The organism is Roseiarcus sp., from assembly GCF_052145395.1.
Taxonomy (GTDB): Bacteria; Pseudomonadota; Alphaproteobacteria; order Rhizobiales; family Beijerinckiaceae; genus Roseiarcus.
Window position 1 is genome coordinate 1 of sequence record NZ_JBKQOT010000713.1, and the last position, 17,663, is coordinate 17,663.

The following is a 17,663-nucleotide window of genomic DNA, read 5'->3' on the forward strand; positions in this document are numbered from 1 at the left end:
CTCGGGGTCGAGATCGAGGAAGACGTCGTCCCAGCCGTTCTTCGCGAGCCAGTCGCGGATCTCAACGGCCTTGTCGTTGTTCCAGCTCGAGTGGCTGATGAAAAGGCGCGACATGGTCAGAAACGACACTGATCAATTCATTTCAAATTCATCGAGAATCTGCGCTATTTTTGGATTTCGCGCAAGCCGAACGAGTCCCCTCTCGAAACCGCCGCCCATGTCGCCGAGTCACCGCAGGGTTCGCGGCGCCGCACTGCTTGGCGGTCGACGGCGCCCTTGAACTTCCGCTTGGCGTCGTGGGATGTCGGACTAGCGACGCGGGAACTCCCCGCCTCGGGTCGAACAGACGCGTTCGGAGCTTGCTCCCGGAACGGTTGCTCCTGGCGCCCTCCTGCCATACCGGAGCGAACGCGAACGGTAGCAAAGGATCGACTTGACCCATTCGCCGAACCATCCGGCAACGCCCGCTCCTTGCGCACTCCTGCCATTGAGATGGGCGCCGACCCTGTGGTTTTCACCACGAGCAGCCGACCTCCCGGCGCGCTCGGTCAGCAGCTGTAGGTTCCGCGCAGGAACAAGAGCTTCTGATCCATCTCGGTCTCGTGGAAGACGCGCTCGTGATAGGCGATCTGCGCCGCGAGCAGGTCGGTCTGGGACAGAAGCCCAGCCAGTCGCCCCTCATCGAGCACGGCCGCATGGGTGACGCGCCACTCGTTCATCAGGATGAGACACCGCCGCACGCTGTCCGCCGGCGCGACGCAGGCCACGACCCGGGTCATGACCTCAACGACCGGCATCTCTCTCGCCGCGCCCTCCCGCACGAGACCGCTGCGCGCAAAATCCCGCTCGGAAAAAATCCCGACAAGACCGGCCGGCGACGCCACGGCGACCGCGGCCGCATCGCGCTCGGCCATGACCTTCAGCGCATCGAACACGGTCGCGTCCTCGCCGACCGTGGGGACGTCGTGCTGGCCCAAGCTGGTCCAGACCGATTGCGCAGTCGGTTCGGCCACGCGCGGATGTTGCGCCTTGGATACCGCCTGACGCGCCGCAAGCACGCCCGCCTTGTCGCGGTCCTTGCTTCGTAACGATCCAAACATCGGCGGCCCCGATTGTCGGCTGGGACTATAGCGGCGGACAAGGCGATGAAAAGGCGGTTCCCGTCCGTCACCGCCGTCGCAATCGAAGACAATTCATTCCCTTGCGCCGCCGGCGATTCTGTCCGATAATATACCGCGTAAAGAGGGCAAAGAACCTGACATGAGCGCCACAAAGCCGAAGAAGGCCGCCTCCGCCGGCGTCGCCTACGACGCGTACGGCCTCACGAAGAAGCAGCTCGCCGAAACCGTCGGACTCGCCCCCGAAGCCCTGTATAAGACGAGCCGCCTTCAGGCGGCCAAAACGCAATCGCGCCTCAGGGAGATGAATGAGATTTTGCGGCGCGTGTCCGCATGGTCTGGCGGGCCGATGCAGGCGATGGCCTGGTACCGCGCCGAGCCGATCCCAGCCTTCGGTGGACGCACCGCGGAATCTCTAGTGAAGTCCGGCCAGGCGGCGGCGCTGCGCGACTATCTCGACTCGATCGCGCTCGGCGGATTTGCTTGAGATTCGCGGGGCTCGCTTACCGCGCCCACGGTCCCCGCTGGTCGTTCAAGCCTTTGTCGGGCGAAGGCGCCGCTACTCACGGCGGCCGCTTCAATCCCAAAGGGATGCCGGCGCTTTATCTCGCGCTGGACCCCATGACGGCGATCAAGGAGGCGGCTCAGGGTTTCGCACGCAAGTTCGAGCCTCTCGTGCTTTGCACGTACGAGATCGATTGCGCCGACGTCGTCGATTGCCGGACCGAGGACGATCGTCGGGCGGCAGGCGTCGAAATCGCCGACATGGCGTCGGCCTGGTTCGCCGAGGCCGCCGCCGGCCGCGATCCGGCGAGCTGGCGGCTCGCAAAGCGACTCCTTGGCGAGGGCGCAACCGGAGTGATCGGGCCGAGCTTTGTCAACAGCGCCACATCGGACGACGTCAATCTGACCCTCTGGCGGTGGAGCGACCGCCTGCCCCACCGGGCGATCGTTCATGACCCGAGCGGCCGTTTGCCGAAGAGCCAGTTGTCCTGGGACTGACACTCGCCGACGCTGCGACGCCATGAATTTTCACCACCAAGAACACCAAGAAAGACCAAGCTTCGTGTCCCTTTGCGTCGTTCGTGGTGAACTCGGGAGCGCCGCCATGCCCAAGACCAGCGCCGGGATCGTCCTCTTCCGCAGACGCCCGCCGGGCGTCGAGGTCCTGCTTGTCCATCCCGGCGGCCCGTTCTGGACGAAGAAGGACGAGGGCACATGGTCGATCCCGAAAGGCGAGGTGGGGCCGGGAGAAGACCTTCTTGCGGCCGCCAAGCGGGAATTCCGCGAGGAAACCGGGGCGGTGGCAGAGGGCGCGTTCCTGGACCTCGGGACGGTGAAGCAGCCGAGCGGCAAGCTCGTCGCCGCCTGGGCCTCGGAGGGTGTTTTCGATCCCGCCTCGTTGACGAGCGAGCATTTTACGATGGAGTGGCCGCCCCGGTCGGGAAAGTCGGCCGCTTTCCCGGAAGTCGACAAAGCCGAATGGTTCGATCTCGAGACAGCGAAGAGAAAGATCCTCAAGGGTCAGCGCCCGATCCTGGACGCGCTGGCCGAGCGCTTGAAAGGCGAACGCCCCCTCGAAACGTAAGCCCTTGCCATCGGGCCGCGGTCATGAAAAAGCGCGGCGGCGTCCTATATCCGGCCTTTTGCCTGTGGAGCGTTCATGCCGTTCTGGCTCGACATTGCCGCTTTCGTCATCAAGGCCCTCGTCATCGTGGCGGCCATCGGCGGGCTGGCTATCCTGGTCGCGCGCCTCGCGCGCTCGGGCGACGGGGACAAAGACCGCGAAATCCGGATCAAGTCGATCAACGACCGCTACGACGACATGCGCGACGCGCTGAACGCCGGGCTGCTCGAGAAGAAGGAGCGGAAGGCGCTGATCAAGGCGCGCAAGAAGGAGGCGAAGGCACGCCGTGGCCAGCCAGTGGGCAAACGCATCTTTGTGCTGACCTTCAAGGGCGATTTACGCGCAACCGCCGTCAAGAATCTCGGGCGCGAGATTGACGCGGTGCTGACCGTCGCGCGGCCGCAAGCCGACGAGGTGGTCGTGCGAATCGACAGCGGCGGCGGCACGGTGACCGGCTATGGGCTTGCGGCCGCGGAGATTCTTCGCCTGCGCGAGCGAAGGATCAAAGTCACGTCCTCGGTCGATCAGGTGGCGGCGAGCGGAGGCTATATGATGGCCTGCGCCGCCGACCGCATCGTCGCCGCGCCGTTCGCCGTCGTCGGCTCGATCGGCGTCGTCGCCTCGGTCCCGAACCTGCACAAGCTCCTCAAGAAGAACGAGATCGAGTACGAGGACATCACCGCCGGCGAATTCAAGCGCACCGTATCTGTGCTGGGCGAAATCACGCCTGCGGGACGCGACCATTTCCAGGGCAAGCTCGAAGCGATTCATGCGGCGTTCAAGGCCCATGTCGCCGAGCGTCGCCCCAACCTCGACATCGCTCGCGTGGCGAATGGCGACTATTGGCTGGCGCGCGACGCGCTCGCGCTCGGTCTCGTTGACGAGATCGTCGCCGGCGACGAGCTTCTGTTCCGCGTCCGCGACAGCGCCCGCCTCTACGAGGTCAAGTGGGAAGCGCGCAAGACGCCGCTTCAGCAACTCCTCGGCGGCCTCGGCGTCGCCGCACGCAGGGCCGCGGATTTCGCTTATGGCCGCGCCGCCGGCCTCGCTTGACGCCCGCCGTGACGTTGGCTCCTCGTCCCGCGGGCGGCCCGGAAAACTCCAGGGCGCACAGCCTGAAAGATCCGGAGAGCGCAGTGTTATCGCGAAGCGACGGGAAGCAGGACAGGCCGTGCGCGTGCGATTGATCCGCCTTTGGGCGCTCGTCGCCGCGCTTTCGGTGTCGCAGGCCGCGCTGGGAGTTCCGGCCGCATTTGCCGGGGATGCGGCCGCATTCGCGCCCTCCGCCGTATCGACCAATCCGAACAACATCGCGCCGACCGTCGCCACGGCGCCGCATGAAGACGTCGAGGTGTTCGGCAAGCCGCGCATGAGCGTCGGGCATCCGAACACGATCTGGGATGAGGAGGACATCCGGCAATACAAGCAGATGTTGAAGACCAGCGCGGAGCTCCGGCAACAGCTTTCCGAACTCGAGAAGAGGATGGACGCTCGGATCGGCGAGCCGATCGACATTCCGCCGCCGCAAAAGGGCTCCGACGGCGCATGGTTGTATCCCGGGAATTACTTTCCCGACTTTCCGGGCCGCCAGCATACAGACGATCCGGTTCGGAAGTTCTCCTGGTTTTTCGACCGGGATTCCGAAGCGATCGACGCGCTCGGCATCTTGTACGCCCTCACCGACAACGAGAAATATGCAAGGTATGCGCGGGACCTGCTGCTGGCCTATGCGAACCTGCCCCGCTATGGGGCGTCCCCGTCCATCATGTACCGTTGGGAAAAGGGACTGACAGGCCAGATCCTGGAAGATTCGCTCGACCTCGAGCTGCTCGCGCGAGGCTACGACCTTATCTACAACACCCCGTCGCTGTCTCCCGCGGACCGCAAGAGAATTCACGACGAGCTGTTGCAGCCTCTTGCGTGGGTCATGCTCTATCCCACAGTGGTCGAACAAGACCCGTCCGCTCGATTCGCCAGTATGCTCAACAATCGCGGGGCGATCGGCGCCGCCGCGGTCCTCCTTGCGGGTTACGCGACGGACGATCAGGAACTGGTCAACGCCGCCCTCTACGGAACGCGGACGACGCTCGCCAAGAACGAGGCGCCCCGTTACAAGCAATTTCCGCCGCCGAAAGACTGGGTCGCCGCGACGGCCGACAACCCGAGCAAAGGGTTGCTGACGCTCTACTTCACTCCGGAGGCCATCCCGGGCGGCATGTGGGTGGAAGGGAGCCCCGGGTACAGCCTTTACGCGCTCCACGGGCTGGTCAACGCGGCTGAGGCGGCCTGGCGGCACGGGATTGATCTCTACCGCTACAACGATAGCATTCTCAAATACGTCTTTGATTTCCCCCTGCTGATCGCCTATCCGAACCTCCGCATTGCGGGCGAAAACGACTCCCATTTACTCTGGCTATCTCAGTTATACTTTCCAGCTATATACGAATACGGATATCGAAGATACCGGGATCCTCGCTATCTTGCCATCATCGACGCGCCGGACGAACGCGGCTTCCCCGCCACGAAAACCGGCGGCGAACCGGGGCAAAAGGCCGTGACCTCGAGGAGCCGTCCCTTGATCCATCCCTGGCTCGCCCCCGCTCCGCCCCCGTTTATGTTCAACGATCCGCACGAGAAAGCTCCGCCCCTGAGTTTCCCCAACGTCAATTTCCCGACGGTCGGTTTCGGCGTGCTGCGCACGCCGGCCTCGAATGGGTCGGGCATCGCCAACTTGACGCTTTCCTACGGTCCGACGGTGTCGCATGGGCACCCAGACAGGCTGCACATCGATCTGTGGGCGCTCGACGACATCTTGATGCCCAGCCCTGGGGTGCAATTCCCCTATGACAATCCGCTCGATGTGAAGTGGCACTGGACGACGTTGGCCCACAACACGCTGACCGTCGACGAGCAATCTCAGCACTGGCTGAGCCATCCCGTTCAAAAGGAGAGGGCGCGCGCCGACCAGACGGTTTACGGCCCGGGCGAGACCTTCGGCGTTCAGCGCGCCTGGTCGGATTCCGTCTATCCCGGCGTCGCGCTGGATCGAGCGCTCTGCCTCACCGGCGACTATCTCGCGGACCTTTTCGGCGCGTTTTCGCGCGCGCCGCACAAGTATGATTTGGCCTGGCACATCCGGGGGGCGCCGACGTCGAGCCTTTCCTTCGCGGTCTCGCCTTTCCCGGCGCCGGTCCCCAACGGATACAATGCGTTCGCCGAGGTGCGGCAGGCCCAGCCGACGGCGGAAACCTGGTCGATCGCCTTCGAGCGAGGAGAGCGATCAGCGCGGCTCATCGCGGCCGCCGGGGCGACGAGACAGCCGATCCTCGGACTCGGGGGCGTGTACGCCGACTCCCTGCCAAACGGGAAGGGCGTCAACTCGACCGCCCCGACCCTGATAGAGCGGCGCGACGAAATTGCTTCAACCGTATTCGGCAACGTTCTCGATTTCTCCGGGGGCAAGAGCGCGTATGTGAAAAGCGTGACCCAGCAAGGCGGCTTCGACGACGGGTTCGGCCTCCTGCGGATCGAAGTTACCGAAGGCGCCGACCTTTGCTTCGCGTCCTATCGGCCCGGCCCCCATTCGGCCTCCGGGCTCGAGACCGACGCGCTGCAAGCGCTGGTCAGGACGACCGGCGGGACGCCGTATTCGCTCTATCTCGGCGGCGGCAAGTTCCTGAGGGTCGGCGACGCCGCGATCCGGCGCAGCGAGGAAGGGCTCGCTTCGATTGAAAGGACGTCGAACGGCGCGTACATTCTCGCCAATCCGTCCCCGGGCCCGGCGACCGTGACTGTGAATTTGAAGGCCCTGCGCGGGCTCGAGGCGTTCGACCTCGATGACAAGGGCAAGCCGGGACGCAAAGCCGCCGTCGGGACGACCGACGCCGGGGAAACTTCGGTCCGACTCGAAGCGGGGGCGCGTGTCGGATTCTTCCCGTCGGGCCAGAGTAAGCTTTAGAGTGGCGACGCCCCGGCCGCCGCAACGAAACGCCGGCCGGAAAGTCTACAGCTAAAGCCCCTCAACCGCCGTCAGGCAATGGCGATCTTGCGCGGCTGAGCATGCTTCGCCTTGGGCAGGGTCAGCGTCAGCACGCCGTCTTCGAGGTTGGCGCTGATCTTCTCCCGGTCGATTGTGTTGGAGAGAGCGAACGAGCGCGCATAGTGGCCGACATTATACTCGGCATAGACCGGCTCCATCTCCTTGTACTTTGAGAAGTCGATGCGACCGTCGACCCTGAGCACGTCGTTCTCGAGCCCGACATCGAGGTCCTTCTTCTCGACGCCCGGCATTTCCAACACCACCGCAAGCACTTCGTCCGTCTCGTAGATGTCGGCGTAGGGGATGAAGTAGCGGCCGGGGACCGTCTTCTCCTCCTTGGCGACGAGCTCCTTCTTCTCGCGGACCGCCATTTCCTTGCTCTCAGCCATGGTCGTCGCCTTCTCTTTCGCGTCCTTGCTCATGGGTTGTCCTCTCAGCCGATCTTGATGGTCCGCGGCTTGTCGCTCTCCGCGCGCGGCAGGAACAGCGCGAGAATGCCGTCACGATATTCGGCCTTGACGCCATCGGGGTCGATTTCGACCGGCAGCGTTACGGCGCGATCGAACCGGCCCGAAAGCCGCTCGCGGCGGTGCACCGCCGCCTTCTCGGGGAAGCCGAGCGTCTTCTCGCCGGAGAGCCTCAAAGTGCGGCCTTTCACCTGCAAGTCGAGGTCCGATTTTTTCACCCCGGGGATTTCCGTGATGATGATGAAGTCGTCGCCCTTGCGGAACACGTTTAACGGCGGATAGGCGCCGCCGCCGCTCGGGCCCGCCTCCAGCCAGTCGCTCGCCCGGAAGGCGTCGAGCGCCTGCTGAAAGCTGTCGAGCGCATCGAATGGATCCGAAAATATCGCCATGATTGCCTCCTTCCCTGTCGTGGGCGGAAGGCGCGCGGCTCGAACCCGAGCGCGGTCGATCTTGGTTCTTGGCGCTCGGGTGGCGAGCGGACGTCTTCCCGCCACGAGTTCTTTTGAGGTGGGGAAGCGCCCGCGAAGCGTCAAGAGGCGGTCAGTCGCACGGCGGCGAAACCGCGCACCCCTGCGGCGTGTCGACGACGAGCCGGCCGAAGTCGGAAACCCTCCCATTCCGATCGCATAAGCTCCCGCCGCAGATGAGAGACCGGGCGCTGCCGAACGGCGGCCATTGGATCGATACAAAACTTAATTATACCATACTTGGCCCGCGACGGTTTGCGACGCGTCAATGCGCCGCCGCTGCGGGCGCGTATCCTGTGCCTGAAGGCTGAGAACCAGCCGATAGTGGAGGGTTCAATGGCGAAAGCTGAAACCAAAATCCCTGTCACGACCGAAACGAAACCGGGAGCGGCGCCGTCCACGATGCAGATGCAGATGTGGCGCCCGTTCGAGAGCCTGCGCCGGGAGGTCGACCGTCTGTTCGAAGACTTCACCATGAGTCCGCTTAAGCTGCCGTTCCGCCGTCCGGCGTTCGACATCGAACCGTTCTGGGCGCCGGAATCCTGGGTCGCCGTCCCGGCGATCGATTTCGTCGAGCGGGACAATGCGTACGAGGTCCATGCGGACCTGCCCGGCATGGACGAGAAGGATATCGAGGTGAAGGTCGCGGGCGGCGTGCTGACGATCAAGGGCGAGAAGCGCGAAGACAAGGAAGAGAAGAAGCCCGACTTCCATCTGCGGGAGCGGCGCTTCGGCTCATTCGAGCGCGCGCTGCGCGTGCCTGAGGGCGTCGAGGCCGACAAGATCGAGGCGAGCTTCAAGAAAGGCGTCCTGACGGTCACGCTGCCGAAGACGGCCGAGGCGCAGAAGCCGGTGAAGACCATCGAGGTTAAAGGCGAGTAGGCGCCGGAACGTCGAGCGCCGCCGACGCCTTGACAGAGACGCCGGCGGCGCATCCGCTTCAGCGGACGGGAAAGCCTCGGTCGATTATCTTGAGACGTGTCGGGGTCCCGCTTGCAATCGCGGCCTGCGCTCGCTAATCGCGCGGCATGTCGACCCGCCCGATCGCCTTTCTCAACGCCCGCCTGATCGATCCTGAGCGCGAGACGGAAACGAGGGGCGGCCTGCTTGCCCGGGATGGCGTCATCGTCGGCGTCGGACCCGAAGTGACCCGCGACCAGATTCCGGAAGAGGCCCGGCTCATCGACTGCGCCGGAGACGTGGTCGCGCCGGGGCTCGTGGACATGCGCGCTTTCGTCGGCGAGCCGGGCGCCGAGCATCGCGAGACCATCGCCAGCGCGAGCGCCGCAGCCGCCGCCGGAGGCGTAACCAGCCTCGTGATCAGGCCCGACACCAATCCGCCGGTCGACGATCCCGCCGTCGTGGGCTTCATCCTGCGCCGGGCCCGCGACGACGCCAAAATCCGCATATTTCCGTCGGCGGCCCTGACCAAACGCCTCGAGGGCCGGGAAATCGCGGAGATCGGGCTTCTCGCCGAAGCTGGCGCAATCGCCTTTTCCGACGGACTGCGATCGATCGCCGAGGCGCAGACGATGCGCCGCGCGATGACCTACGCCCGCGATTTCGACGCGCTCGTCGCGCCCGTCTGCGAAGACCGGTCGCTGAGGGGCGACGGCGTCGTGGCCGAAGGGCTGCGGGCGAGCTGGCTCGGCCTGACCGGCGTGCCGCGCGAAGCCGAAACGATCGCGCTGGAACGCGACCTCCGGCTCGTGGCGCTGACGGGCGCGCGCTACCACGCCCAGATGATCTCCAACCGCCTCTCGATCGAGGCGATGAGCCGAGCCCGAGACGCGGGCCTGGCGTCCACGTGCGGCGTCTCGATCAACAACCTGACCCTCAACGAGCTGGACGTCGGCGACTACCGCACCTTTTTGAAGCTCAGCCCGCCTTTGCGCGGCGAGGACGAGCGCATCGCGCTCGTCGACGCGCTGAACCGGGGCGTGATCGACGTCATCGTTTCGGACCACGATCCCCAGGACGTGGAAACCAAGCGCCTGCCCTTCGCCGAGGCCGCGACCGGCGCGATCGGCGTCGAGACGATGCTGTCGGCGAGCCTGCGCCTCGTGACGTCTGGAGACATCAGCCTGCCGCGCCTCATCCGGGCGATGACCCTGAGGCCCGCGGAGATCCTGCGGCTGCCGGTCGGGCGCCTTTCGGTGGGCGCTCCGGCGGACGTCATCCGCTTCGATCCCGAGGAGCCCTACGTTCTCGACCCCGCCGAGCTTCGTTCACGCTGCCGCAATACGCCGTTCGACGCCGCGCGGCTCGAGGGGCGCGTCAAACTGACGCTGGTTGCCGGGCGCGTCGCCCACGAATAGTCTCACCGAAAAATCGACGCGGAGGGCGCATGGTTGGGGTTTCGTATGGGGCGGCGCTCGCGCTGGCGCTCGGTTACCTGCTCGGCTCGATTCCGTTTGGGCTGATCCTGACGCGGCTCGCCGGGGGTGGGGACCTGCGCGCCATCGGCTCGGGCAATATCGGGGCGACCAATGTCCTGCGGACCGGACGAAAGGGCCTCGCCGCGGCGACGCTCGTGCTCGATGCGCTCAAAGCCACCGCAGCCGTCCTCCTCGGCGCCTGGCTGTTCGGACCGGCGACCGCGCTCCCTGCTGCGGCCGGCGCCATTATCGGCCACCTCTATCCTGTCTGGCTGAAGTTTCGCGGCGGCAAAGGGGTGGCGACCTTCCTTGGCGGTCTCATCGGCGTCGCCTGGCCGGCTGCGCTCGCCTTCGCCGTCGTCTGGCTCGCCATCGCCTTTTTCACGCGCTATTCGTCGGCCGCCGCGCTCGCTGCGACCGTCGTCTCGCCGCTCGTCGCCTGGGTGATTGGGCTACCCGAGGTCGCTTACGTGTTTGGACTGCTGGCGGCGATCGTCTGGTTCAAGCACAGCCCGAACATCCGCCGGCTCATCGCCGGAACGGAAGCGAAGATCGGACAGGCCTGAAGCGATGGCGAAAAAGCCTCACCCGCGCCTGTCCGACGACCAGCTGTTCGACTGGCTGCGGCTCATCCGATCGGAGAACGTCGGCCCGCGCACCTTCCGCGCGCTTGTCAACGCTTGCGGCGGCGCCCGAGCGGCGCTCGAAGCGCTGCCTGACGTCGCCCGGCGCGGCGGCGCGCGGCGGCCGATCCGGGTGGCGACGCGGGAGGAGATCGAACGGGAGATGGCGCTGGCGCAAAAGCTGGGTGTCCGCTTCGTCGCACTGGGCGAGGCGGACTATCCTCCGGTCTTGCGCCAGATCGATTCTGCGCCGCCTATTCTCGCGCTGCGCGGTCGGGAGGAGGCGCTGCAGCAGCCGGCGGTGGCGATCGTCGGCTCCCGCAACGCATCCGCCGCCGGCCTCACCTTCGCGGAGCGGCTGGCGCGCGGGATCGGAAAGGCGGGCTATGTCGTGGTGTCGGGCCTGGCGCGCGGCATCGACCAGCGGGTCCACGCGGCGAGCCTGGAAACCGGCGCGGTCGGCGCGCTCGCAGGGGGCCATGCCCGCCCCTACCCGACCGAGGCAATTCCGCTGATCGAGCGCATGGTCGAGCACGGCGCGGTGGTGTCGGAAATGCCGATCGAATGGGAGCCGCGCGGCCGCGACTTCCCGCGCCGCAACCGCATCGTCTCTGGTCTCGCGCTTGGCACGGTGGTGGTCGAGGCCGCGCGCGGCTCGGGATCGCTGATCACGGCGCGCTTCGCCCTCGAGCAGAACCGCCAGGTGTTCGCGGCGCCAGGATCGCCGCTCGACCCGCGCGCCGAAGGCGCCAACGACCTGTTGAAGCAGGGTGCGACAATCTGCACCTCGGTCGAGGACGTCGTGACGGCGCTCGCGCCGACCCGTCCAGCCGATCTCTTCGCCGCGCTCGAAGAGGACAACAGAGTCGGCGAGCCGCTTTGGGGCGAGCAGGCGCTGCTTGGCGTCGACCCGCAGGCGACCCCGCGGACGACGCCCGGTGACGAGTTCGACGAGCCGGTCGGCCCCGCTTATGTCGCCGTCGATCGCCTCGAGGCCGTGCGCGACCGTATCGTCACCCTGCTCGGACCCTCCGCGATCACGCTCGACGATCTCGCACGGGCGGCCGAGACCTCGGCTCGTGAGGTGCGCGTCGCCCTGATGGAGCTCGAACTCGCCGGACGGGTGGAGTTTTCCGGCGGCGACCGCGTTGCCTTGCGATCGTCCTGAGGCGACACGGCGTGACCGGTGGACCCTCTGTCAGCGCCCTGAGCTGTCGAACTCGGCCTGACCCTCGTCGGAGAGCGTGTCGTCTTCGTCCTCGCCGGCGCCGGATTCGCCTTCGGGACCGGCGTTCGTGCGAACGAACAGATCCGCCTCCGACCGCGCCATGCCGAGGAAATAGGCGAGCAGATCGAGCCCTGCGGCGAGCGCCATCGCCTCGAGCTGAGCGGTCATGTCAGACACGTAGCCGGCGACATCGAGCCCCTCACGGCTCGCAGGACCCGGCGCTTCGTCGGAAGGAAGAGAGTCCTGATGCTCAGGGGCGCGCCCGGAAAGCGCGGCCGCCGTGTGTTTACGTCTTGGATAACCGTGTTGCCCGACCATTCAATCCGCCGCTCGCACGCATTGTCGGAACCACCACAGCGGTTCCGTAGGCGCACACAGACAGCGCGCTCCGGCGCACTGCCGATTCGACCTGCCCCCGCCCCAGCCTGATAGAGACTTCTTTTCCTGCAATACACAAGACTTAGGTCTCGGGACCCTTAAGAAAACCTCATTACGCTGTTCACAAGTCGCTGTCGAGGGCCTGGAGTCGATCGAGCGCGCCCTGCAGAATGTAGGCCGCCGCCATCTTGTCGACGACTTCGGCGCGCCGGGCGCGGGAAACGTCGTTCTCGATCAGCGACCGCAAAACCACCGCGGTGGAAAACCTTTCGTCCCAGTAGGCGATCGGCAGATCGGTTCGCGTCGCCAGATTGCGGGCGAAGGCGCGGGTGGATTGCGCGCGCGGGCTGTCGCGTCCTTCAAGGTCGAGAGGCAGGCCGAGCACGACGGCTGCGATCTCGAACTCGGCGAAGATGGCGAGCAGCGCGTCCGCGTCCTTCTGGAACGCCGTGCGGGGCAGCGTCTTCAACGGCGAGGCGAGCCGCCGCTCGACATCCGACAGCGCGAGCCCGATCGTCCTGGTCCCCAGGTCGATTCCGATCAGGCGCGCCTTCGGCGGAAGGCGTTCGGCAAGGTTTTCGACAGCGATCGGACGGTTCATCGGGGCTGCCGCTAGCACGGGGCCGCGACCCTGTCGAAGCAAAAGCGTGGCCCCCACGAGGTTCACCGCCTGGGCCGCCGCTTCGCCGGCTGTCAGATCTCCTCGAGAAGGCGCACGGGAACTCAGCGTGATTGATGGACAAACAGAAGCCATCGCGTCATTTTTTGGCGATGACGCCAAACGCGATCCGCACCGTCGAAATCCTGGCCTATCCGGCCGTACAACTCCTCGACGTCACCGGGCCGCTTCAGGTGTTTGCATCCGCCAACGATTTCATGGCCAAGGCCGGCGAGGCGCCGCCCTACGAGATCCGGATCGTGGCGCCCGGCGGCCGGAGCGTCGATTCCTCGTCTGGAATGACGATTGTCACGCATCCGCTTCCACCGATGGAAGCGGGCTTGGACACACTCGTGATTGCTGGGGGCGAAGGGGTCGATGCGGCGGTGGCGGACACCGTCCTGGTCGACTGGGTGCGAGAGCGCGCCAAACTGGCCCGTCGCACCGCGTCCGTCTGCACCGGATCCTTTCTGCTGGCCGCATCAGGCTTGCTTGATGGGCGACGAGCGGCCACGCACTGGGCCTTCTGTGCGGAGCTTGCACGGCGCTTCCCCGCGGTCCGCGTCGAGTCTGATCCCATCTTCGTGCGGGAAGGTTCGGTTTGGACCTCCGCGGGCGTGACGGCCGGCATCGATCTCGCCCTGGCGCTGGTCGAAGAGGATCTGGGCCGCAACGTGGCGCTCGCCGTCGCGCGTTATCTGGTCGTTTTCCTCAAGCGTCCCGGCGGACAGGCGCAGTTCAGCGAGGTTCTTTCGCTGCAGGCGGCTGAGGACAGATTTGGCGCGCTTCATGAGTGGATCCGTAAACATCTGGCCGGCGACCTCTCGCTTCCCGTTCTTGCCGAACAAGCGTGTATGAGCGAGCGCAGCTTCAGCCGGCGCTATGCGGAGGCAACCGGCCTAACGCCTGCAAGATCTATTGAGCGCCTGAGAGTCGAAGAAGCGCGGCGTCTACTCTCCGAAACCCGCTTGCCAGTCAAACGCATCTCTCAGCGTTGCGGCTTTGGATCAGAAGAGACGATGCGTCGGAGCTTTGTGCGGCTGCTTGCCGCCACGCCGCAAGACTACCGGGCTCGCTTCAGCACCTGAAACGAGGCGCGCACGTCCCGCCGGCGACTTCGGCGCCGTCCCGACCCTCGGCTCGACTGTCGCCCTCGGCGCGTGGCGGCTGCGGCGGCCTTGCCGCCGTGCGTCCCGTCAAGCATGAGGCGGCGTCTCAGCCGTTCCAGGCGTATGGCTTCAGGCGTTCCTCCAAGGGTGGGTTCGCAACGCTGCCGGTGTAGTTCGTGATCGTCGAGGCGGCTACGATCGTGATCACCCCAAGCAGGAGATCCTTGCCGAACCCGGCCGCGAGAAACTGCTCAATGTCTTGCTCATCGAGCCGCCCGCGTTTCTCAATCAGAGTCCGGGCCAACGTCGAGAGCGCTCCGAGCTTGGCGCCCGAGGGCGAGCGCCCAGAGCGTATCGCCTGGACCTCAGCCTGTTCCAGACCGGCCTGCAGCCCGAGCGCCGTATGGAGCGCCACCGCCCACGCGCTGGCGTTGGTTACCGCGTCGGTGAGGAGCACGGTCTGAATCTCCGGCTCTGTGAACGGGCCGCCGTGAACCTTATCGAAGATGCCGACGAAGCTCTGTATGAGAAGCGGCGATGTCGCCATCGCCCCGGCAAGGTTGGGGATCGTCCCGAACCTTGCCTGCACGTCTCCGAGCGCAGTCTTGGACGCTTCAGGGGCCGACTCGATCGTATGAACGGGGAAGCGTTCCATCGGAATTCCCTTTCGCAAGTGAGAGGCCAAAGACCTCCGCATGCCGTCCTTCTCGATAGCCAGCCAAGCCGGGCGCGGCGCAGAAAGCGGTCTCGAACCGGTGCGTTCGACGACGGCTGTTTAGCTGCGTTTTGCGATGCAGGTTCGCCAAAGTCCCCACCTTCCGCGCCATCTGCCCTCGCCGGCACGCGCACCTCGCTTCGAGCGGTCGGCGGTCGATCCCGCGAGTTCGGCCTCCAACTCCTGCATCACAGACGGGCCAGGGAGTCGGCGCCGCAAAGCCGCACGGGGTAGGCGCGGCTCCCCACCTGTCTTCCCGGCCGGCTCGTCCGGCTGCCCAAATGGTGGTGGGCCAGTCCGCGTGGGGTTTGCCAGCGATATATGCACGATGTATAGGGGCCACTTCCCGCAAGAATGGCCATCTCGAGGAGCCTTCGATGTCCGTCGATCTCGCTGCTGTTCGCCGCATCGCGCGTCTTGCGCGCATCGGCGTGAGCGAAGCGGAGACGCCGCATCTGCAAGACGAGATCAACGCCATCCTGAAATTCGTCGAGGCGCTGAACGAGGTCGACGTCGAAGGCGTCGAGCCGATGACCTCGGTCACACCGATGCGGCTGCCGATGCGCGACGATGTCGTCACCGACGGCGAAATCGCCGGGAAAGTGCTGGCCAACGCGCCTCTGACCGAGGACGGCTTCTTTCTCGTCCCCAAAGTGATCGAGTGACTCGCCGCGATCGTCCTGCCCCGTCGCGCGGCCCTCTTGTTAGGACTTCCCTTTGACCGACCTTACTTCCCTGACGCTCGCCGAGGCGCGCGATCAGCTCAAGTCCCGAGCGATCTCCAGTCGCGACCTGACGACGGCGCACCTCGACGCGATCGAGCGCGGCAAGGGTCTCAATGCCTACGTCACGGTCACAGCCGAAAAGGCGCTCTCGATGGCCGAGGCGAGCGACGCGCGCCTCGCCAAGGGCGAAGGCGGCCCGCTCCAGGGCCTACCGATCGGAATCAAGGATCTCTACGCCACAGAGGGCGTGCACACCCAGGCCTGCAGCCACATCCTCGACGGGTTCAAGCCGACCTACGAGTCGACCGTGACCGCCAATCTGTGGCGCGACGGCGCGGTGATGCTGGGCAAGCTAAACATGGACGAGTTCGCCATGGGCTCGTCCAATGAGACCTCCTTTTACGGCCCGGTCGCTTCGCCCTGGCTGCCGCCGAACTGGAGCCGCGAGCAGGCCCGCGCTGCACTCGCCGACGCGGGCAAGCGCGGCCTGCTTGCGCCGGGCGGTTCGTCGGGCGGCTCCTCGGCCGCGGTGGCCGCGCATCTCTGCCTCGCCGCAACCGCGAGCGACACCGGCGGCTCGATCCGCCAGCCCGCCGCCTTTACGGGCATCGTCGGCATCAAGCCGACCTATGGACGCTGCTCGCGCTGGGGCATGGTGGCCTTCGCCTCCTCGCTCGACCAGGCGGGGCCGCTTGCCCGTACCGTGCGCGACGCGGCGAACATGCTGCGTTCGATGGCCGGCCCGGACCCGAAGGACTCGACCTGTTCGACCGAGCCCGTTCCCGACTACGAGGCCGCCGTCGGGCGCTCGGTGAAGGGTCTGACGATCGGCGTCCCGAAGGAATACCGCCTCGACGGCATGAACCCCGAAATCGAAACGCTGTGGGCCAAGGGCGCCGAGTGGCTGCGCGCCGCGGGCGCCAACATCGTCGAGGTTAGCCTGCCCCACACGCGCCACGCGCTGCCCGCCTATTACATCGTCGCGCCCGCCGAGGCGTCGAGCAATCTCGCGCGCTACGACGGCGTCCGGTACGGCCTGCGCGAGCCGTCGGCCGACATCGTCGACCTGTACGAGAAGACGCGCGCCCGCGGTTTCGGCGCCGAGGTGCGGCGGCGGCTGATGATCGGCACCTACGTGCTCTCCGCCGGCTATTACGACGCGTATTACCTGCGGGCGCAGAAGATCCGCACCCTGATCAAGCGCGACTTCGAGGTCGCCTTCCAGAACGGCGTCGACGCGATCCTGACGCCCGCGACGCCCTCGGCCGCCTTCGCCATCGGCGAGAAGGTCTCGGCCGATCCGGTCGAGATGTACCTCAACGACGTTTTCACCGTGACGGTCAACATGGCCGGGCTTCCCGGGCTCGTCACCCCGGCCGGGCTCTCCGCCGACGGCCTTCCGCTCGGCCTGCAGCTCATCGGCCGGCCGTTCGACGAAGAGACTTTGTTCGCCCTCGGCGAGACAATCGAGCAGGCGGCGGGACGCCTGACGCCGCCGGAGCCGTGGTGGGCCTGAAGCGCCCGCCCCCGACGCAAGACCCCTTGGAAAGATGACGAGGTCATCGACATGACGACAGCACCGGCCAGCGCCAAGCTCCTCAAGGGCGCGACAGGCGATTGGGAAGTGGTGATCGGGCTCGAGGTCCACGCCCAGGTTACATCGCGGGCAAAACTCTTTTCCGGCGCCTCGACCGAGTTCGGCGGCGAGCCCAACGCCCATGTGTCGATGGTCGACGCGGCGATGCCGGGCATGCTGCCGGTGATCAACCGCGAATGCGTGGCGCAGGCGGTGCGCACCGGCCTCGCGCTCAAGGCGAAAATCAACAAGCGCTCGACCTTCGACCGCAAGAACTACTTCTACCCCGACCTGCCGCAGGGCTATCAGATCTCGCAGTACAAGAGCCCGATCGTCGGCGAGGGCGAGATCCAGGTCGACCTGACGCCGGACTATTCGATCCGGGTCGGCATCGAGCGCCTGCACCTGGAGCAGGACGCCGGCAAGTCGCTGCACGACCAGTCGCCGACCATGAGCTTCGTCGACCTCAACCGCTCGGGCGTGGCGCTGATGGAGATCGTCTCCAAGCCCGACCTGCGCTCGGCCGACGAGGCCAAGGCCTATGTCGGCAAGCTG

Annotated in this window: 18 protein-coding genes and 1 pseudogene; 13 read left to right on the plus strand and 6 right to left on the minus strand. The window is 66.1% G+C overall.

The features are described from left to right. Positions 1-548: 548 nt before the first annotated feature. Positions 549-1,100 carry a CBS domain-containing protein gene (locus ACLP25_RS24445; RefSeq protein ID WP_442471719.1) on the minus strand — a complete coding sequence of 184 codons (552 nt, stop codon included), beginning with the start codon at positions 1,098-1,100 and terminating at the stop codon, positions 549-551. A 160-nt stretch (positions 1,101-1,260) separates the two neighbouring features. Here ACLP25_RS24445 and ACLP25_RS24450 point away from each other — a divergent pair, with 160 nt between their 5' ends. From ACLP25_RS24450 to ACLP25_RS24470, 5 genes are all read left to right on the plus strand, one after another. Further along, complete coding sequence (locus ACLP25_RS24450) at positions 1,261-1,605, plus strand: MbcA/ParS/Xre antitoxin family protein (protein ID WP_442471720.1); 345 nt, start codon at positions 1,261-1,263, stop codon at positions 1,603-1,605. Next, a complete protein-coding gene (locus ACLP25_RS24455; RefSeq protein WP_442471721.1) occupies positions 1,602-2,120 on the plus strand; it encodes an RES family NAD+ phosphorylase in 519 nt (172 codons plus the stop codon). The genes ACLP25_RS24450 and ACLP25_RS24455 overlap by 4 nt, the downstream gene beginning before the upstream one ends. A 106-nt stretch (positions 2,121-2,226) precedes the next feature. After that, entirely contained in the window at positions 2,227-2,706 is a 480-nt protein-coding gene (locus tag ACLP25_RS24460; protein WP_442471722.1) for an NUDIX domain-containing protein, read from the plus strand. A 75-nt stretch (positions 2,707-2,781) separates the two neighbouring features. Continuing rightward, positions 2,782-3,798, plus strand: a complete 1,017-nt coding sequence (sohB, locus tag ACLP25_RS24465) for a protease SohB (RefSeq protein WP_442471723.1) — start codon at positions 2,782-2,784, stop codon at positions 3,796-3,798. A 118-nt stretch (positions 3,799-3,916) separates the two neighbouring features. Then, positions 3,917-6,703: an alginate lyase family protein gene (locus ACLP25_RS24470; protein WP_442471724.1), complete on the plus strand. Its 2,787-nt coding sequence runs from the start codon at positions 3,917-3,919 to the stop codon at positions 6,701-6,703. Between the two features lie 71 nt (positions 6,704-6,774). Here the strand turns inward: ACLP25_RS24470 and ACLP25_RS24475 are convergent, their stop codons facing one another. Both ACLP25_RS24475 and ACLP25_RS24480 read right to left on the minus strand, forming a co-directional pair. Beyond that, entirely contained in the window at positions 6,775-7,206 is a 432-nt protein-coding gene (locus ACLP25_RS24475; protein ID WP_442471725.1) for an Hsp20/alpha crystallin family protein, read from the minus strand. A gap of 11 nt (positions 7,207-7,217) precedes the next feature. Beyond that, complete coding sequence (locus tag ACLP25_RS24480) at positions 7,218-7,640, minus strand: Hsp20/alpha crystallin family protein (RefSeq protein WP_442471726.1); 423 nt, start codon at positions 7,638-7,640, stop codon at positions 7,218-7,220. Positions 7,641-8,054: 414 nt separating this feature from the next. Here ACLP25_RS24480 and ACLP25_RS24485 point away from each other — a divergent pair, with 414 nt between their 5' ends. The 4 genes from ACLP25_RS24485 to dprA all read left to right on the plus strand — a co-directional run bounded on the left by ACLP25_RS24485 (position 8,055) and on the right by dprA (position 11,887). Then, positions 8,055-8,600: an Hsp20/alpha crystallin family protein gene (locus tag ACLP25_RS24485; RefSeq protein ID WP_442471727.1), complete on the plus strand. Its 546-nt coding sequence runs from the start codon at positions 8,055-8,057 to the stop codon at positions 8,598-8,600. A 146-nt stretch (positions 8,601-8,746) separates the two neighbouring features. Next, complete coding sequence (pyrC, locus tag ACLP25_RS24490) at positions 8,747-10,036, plus strand: dihydroorotase (RefSeq protein ID WP_442471728.1); 1,290 nt, start codon at positions 8,747-8,749, stop codon at positions 10,034-10,036. Between the two features lie 29 nt (positions 10,037-10,065). Then, positions 10,066-10,662 (plus strand): glycerol-3-phosphate 1-O-acyltransferase PlsY, encoded by a 597-nt coding sequence (gene plsY / locus ACLP25_RS24495; RefSeq protein ID WP_442471729.1) that lies wholly within the window; start codon positions 10,066-10,068, stop codon positions 10,660-10,662. A gap of 4 nt (positions 10,663-10,666) precedes the next feature. Beyond that, positions 10,667-11,887 carry a DNA-processing protein DprA gene (gene dprA, locus ACLP25_RS24500; RefSeq protein ID WP_442471730.1) on the plus strand — a complete coding sequence of 407 codons (1,221 nt, stop codon included), beginning with the start codon at positions 10,667-10,669 and terminating at the stop codon, positions 11,885-11,887. A 30-nt stretch (positions 11,888-11,917) separates the two neighbouring features. Here the strand turns inward: dprA and ACLP25_RS24505 are convergent, their stop codons facing one another. Together ACLP25_RS24505 and ruvX are read right to left on the minus strand one after the other, a co-directional pair. Then, positions 11,918-12,115, minus strand: coding sequence for a hypothetical protein (locus ACLP25_RS24505; protein ID WP_442471731.1), 198 nt, complete (start codon positions 12,113-12,115; stop codon positions 11,918-11,920). Positions 12,116-12,446: 331 nt separating this feature from the next. Then, positions 12,447-12,926 carry a Holliday junction resolvase RuvX gene (gene ruvX, locus ACLP25_RS24510; protein WP_442471732.1) on the minus strand — a complete coding sequence of 160 codons (480 nt, stop codon included), beginning with the start codon at positions 12,924-12,926 and terminating at the stop codon, positions 12,447-12,449. 134 nt (positions 12,927-13,060) lie between these two features. Between ruvX and ACLP25_RS24515 the strand changes: the two genes are divergently transcribed. Then, positions 13,061-14,071, plus strand: coding sequence for a GlxA family transcriptional regulator (locus ACLP25_RS24515; protein WP_442471733.1), 1,011 nt, complete (start codon positions 13,061-13,063; stop codon positions 14,069-14,071). A 127-nt stretch (positions 14,072-14,198) separates the two neighbouring features. Here the strand turns inward: ACLP25_RS24515 and ACLP25_RS24520 are convergent, their stop codons facing one another. Next, a complete protein-coding gene (locus tag ACLP25_RS24520) occupies positions 14,199-14,747 on the minus strand; it encodes a carboxymuconolactone decarboxylase family protein (protein ID WP_442471734.1) in 549 nt (182 codons plus the stop codon). A 437-nt stretch (positions 14,748-15,184) separates the two neighbouring features. Here ACLP25_RS24520 and gatC point away from each other — a divergent pair, with 437 nt between their 5' ends. From gatC to gatB, 3 genes and pseudogenes are all read left to right on the plus strand, one after another. Beyond that, complete coding sequence (gene gatC / locus ACLP25_RS24525) at positions 15,185-15,472, plus strand: Asp-tRNA(Asn)/Glu-tRNA(Gln) amidotransferase subunit GatC (protein WP_442471735.1); 288 nt, start codon at positions 15,185-15,187, stop codon at positions 15,470-15,472. Between the two features lie 52 nt (positions 15,473-15,524). Continuing rightward, the gene (gene gatA, locus ACLP25_RS24530; protein ID WP_442471736.1) at positions 15,525-17,048 is read left to right on the plus strand and encodes an Asp-tRNA(Asn)/Glu-tRNA(Gln) amidotransferase subunit GatA; all 1,524 of its coding nucleotides are present in this window, start codon (positions 15,525-15,527) and stop codon (positions 17,046-17,048) included. A 51-nt stretch (positions 17,049-17,099) separates the two neighbouring features. Beyond that, positions 17,100-17,663 (plus strand): annotated as a pseudogene (gatB, locus tag ACLP25_RS24535) (Asp-tRNA(Asn)/Glu-tRNA(Gln) amidotransferase subunit GatB); the annotation flags it as partial.